Consider the following 3,121-nt stretch of genomic DNA (forward strand, 5'->3'; position numbering starts at 1 on the left):
GCCCAACTTCTACTACTGCGGCCCCGCCGCAGCCCGCAACGCCCTCTCCGTCCAAGGCAAGAACATCGATGTCGACGCCATGGCCAAGATCATGGGCACCACCGAGAACGGCACCAACAGCATCAACGACATCACCCCCGTCCTGAACAAGGAAACCGGCAAGAACGTCTACCACAGCGTCGAGATCAAGACGCCGAAGGCCGACGACAAGCAGACCGACAGGATGCGCAGCGACATCGTCGCCGCCATCGACGACGGCCGGGGTGTCGTGGTCAACATCGCCGGCACCGCCACCGACACCGACGGCGGCGTGCACTCCTTCGAAGGCGGGCACTACATCAGCGTCACCGGCTACCGCGACGGCGGGAAGATCGTGACCATCGCCGACTCGGCCAACCCGGCCACGGCCAGCTACCAGATGGACATCGACACCCTCGCCGACTGGGCCGCCACCCGCGGCTACTCCCACTGACCCACCCACCCGAGAGGCCGACCCCATCCGGGGTCGGCCTCCCGGCGTCTCAGCCGCCCGAGTCGGCCAGCTCGGCACCCTCGGGGACGGTGTCGTCGTCCCGGCTGGTTAGCCAGCCGTCCGGCAGGAAGACCTTGCCCGGGGAGTTCGTCCGGCCACGGGGCTGGCCCAGCGTCTCCACCGGGTACGGCACGCCCGGGTCGAGCTTGCCGAGCAGGTCGTCGAGCTGGGCCAGGCTCTCCACCATCGCCAGCTCCCGGCGCAGCTCGCTGCCGACCGGGAAACCCTTCAGGTACCACGCGACGTGCTTGCGGAAGTCGGTGCAGCCGTCCCGCTCGCCCCGGGCCGGGGAGCGTGCCCCGGCGCGAAACTGGTCGACCAGCAGCTCGGCGTGGCGGCGCATGGTCGCCGCGACCTCCCCGAGGGCGGGCAGCCGCCGCTCGGGGCGGCCGTCGAACGCGGCCTCCAGATCGGCGAAGAGCCACGGCCGGCCCAGGCAGCCCCGGCCGATGACCACCCCGTCGACGTTGGTGTGCGCGACCATCCGCAGCGCGTCGTCGGCCTCCCAGATGTCGCCGTTGCCGAGCACCGGCACGTCGAGGGCCTGCTTGAGGGTGGCGATGGCATCCCAGTCGGCGGTGCCCGAGTACCGCTGGGCGGCCGTACGCCCGTGCAGGGCGACCGCCGCCACCCCGGCGTCCTGGGCGGCGAGCCCCGCCTCGACGTACGTCAGGTGGTCGTCGTCGATGCCCTTGCGCATCTTCACGGTCACCGGCACCCCGGCGGGCGACGCCGCCTCCACCGCGGCCCGCACCAGCCGGGCGAAGAGCCGTCGCCGCCACGGCAGCGCCGAGCCGCCGCCCTTGCGGGTCACCTTCGGCACCGGGCAGCCGAAGTTGAGGTCGATGTGGTCGGCGAGGTCCTTCTCCACCACGATCCGCACGGCGGCGGCGGTGATCTCCGGGTCGGTGCCGTAGAGCTGGAGGCTGCGCGGCTGCTCGTCGGCGCCGAAGGCGATCATGCGCAGCGTCTTCGGGTTCCGCTCGACCAGCGCGACCGTGGTGATCATCTCGCAGACGTAGATGCCACCGCCCTGCTCGCGGCAGAGCTGCCGGAAGCCGACGTTGGTGATGCCGGCCATTGGGGCGAGCACCACCGGCGGCCACACCTGGTGCCGCCCGAGGGTGAACGGGCGGCGGACGACGGGAGCGGCAGGACTGGTCACGTACCCAAGAATCCCACGGCCGCGTCGGTGGCCCGGCCGCCGGTGGCCGGTCACCGCCGCGACGGTGAACCCGCACCGACGGCGACCCGCACGCCGTTCAGTAACCCCGGTCGGGGTCGGACAGGATCAGGCCGGACACGTCCACGATGACGGACGCCGCGGCGGTGACGTGGATCGCGAACGACAGCGGGAGGCCGTTGTAGCTGCCGAGCTGCACCTCGACCAGGTTGGAGAGGATCTGGTTGGGCCCCCACCAGTTCAGCGACGACGTCTGCGGCCTGCTGATCGACGAGGGGTACGCGGTGAGGAACCCGGCGGACACCGTGCCCGCGACGGTGATGTTTACGTACGCGGCGGTGGCCTTCTCGGCCGCTGCCGGTGGCACGTTGCTCACGGTCAGGTGGATGACCCGGCCGGCGTTGAGCTTGCCCGAGGTGACCCCGTCGCCGCCCGCCCGGATGTGGGCGCTGTAGTTGGCGATCGACCGGGTGTCCAGGATGCGTTGCGGCGGGACGGCCAACGTCCGGTTGGCCCAGCGGGACGTGTTGATGTACGCCTTCGTACCGGCCTTGCCGCCGATGACCAGGTCGCCCACGGGTGTGACGGCGAGCGAGCCGGTCGGAAGTTCCTGCGGGATGTCCGCCTCCGGCGTCGGCGCCAGGACCAGCATCGGGCTGGTGCCGGTCAGCGACAGGGTGGGGTTGGCCGACGAACCGCCGACCAGGACGGTCTCCGCCTCGCCGGCGTTGTTGTCCTGCCCGATGATCACCGCATCGCCAGGAGCGGCGGCGGCCGGCGAAGCGATCAGTGCCGCCGTGCCCGCCCCGGCCCCGACCGCGACGCCGGTCCGGATGATCTGCCGGCGGGTGGTCGAGGGGGTCTCCCCGGTGGTCATGCTGGTCTCCTCGGTTCGGTGGTCACGCACGGGGCTGCACCCTCCGGTCGCCGCGGGCGGCGCGCGCCCTGAGCGCGTCGGCGCGGACGTCGCCCTCGGCCGACCCGGCCAGCCGCTTCGGATTGTTGATCACCGCGGACTCGGGGTGGTAGACCAGCAGGCCGGTGACGTCGAGGATCACCGCGCTGGCGCTGCGCTGCACCCAGACGGCCACCACATCCGGGTACCGCTCGGAGTGCCAGCCGAGCTGCGTGATCACGCCGTTGGAGAGAAGCTGACCGGCGGTCCACCAGTTGATGGTGGAGGCGGTCGGGGCTGATCCCCCGCCGTACACCGTGGCGAAGCCGCCCTTCTCGGTGTTCGCCACGGTGATGTTGCCGAACATGCCGTCGCCGTACCGGACGATGCCGTCAAGGTGCACCAGCAGCCAGGCGTCGGCGACGGCCCGGCCCCGCGAGTCGATCGCACCGGCACCCGCCAACAGTCGGGCACGGCCGGCGGGGGTGCGGGTGTCCAGCACCCGGGTGGG

The 3,121-nt window shown here is 71.8% G+C and carries 4 protein-coding genes; 1 reads left to right on the forward strand and 3 read right to left on the reverse strand.

Going from position 1 to position 3,121, the window contains the following annotated elements; all coding sequences use genetic code 11:
• The coding region (locus E1193_RS30710) for a C39 family peptidase (RefSeq protein ID WP_132186624.1) at positions 1-472 on the forward strand (472 nt) is incomplete at its 5' end.
• 49 nt (positions 473-521) lie between these two features.
• On the opposite strand, the gene dusB is transcribed toward E1193_RS30710, so the two are convergent.
• From dusB to E1193_RS32270, 3 genes are all read right to left on the reverse strand, one after another.
• Positions 522-1,697 (reverse strand): tRNA dihydrouridine synthase DusB, encoded by a 1,176-nt coding sequence (gene dusB / locus E1193_RS30715; RefSeq protein WP_132186625.1) that lies wholly within the window; start codon positions 1,695-1,697, stop codon positions 522-524.
• Positions 1,698-1,794: 97 nt separating this feature from the next.
• A complete protein-coding gene (locus E1193_RS30720) occupies positions 1,795-2,622 on the reverse strand; it encodes a hypothetical protein (protein ID WP_132186626.1) in 828 nt (275 codons plus the stop codon).
• Positions 2,615-3,121 (reverse strand): hypothetical protein (locus tag E1193_RS32270; protein WP_165945874.1); only part of this gene is annotated, 507 nt, incomplete at its 5' end. The genes E1193_RS32270 and E1193_RS30720, both read right to left, overlap by 8 nt.

The organism is Micromonospora sp. KC606 (assembly GCF_004348675.1).
Classification (GTDB): domain Bacteria; phylum Actinomycetota; class Actinomycetes; order Mycobacteriales; family Micromonosporaceae; genus Micromonospora.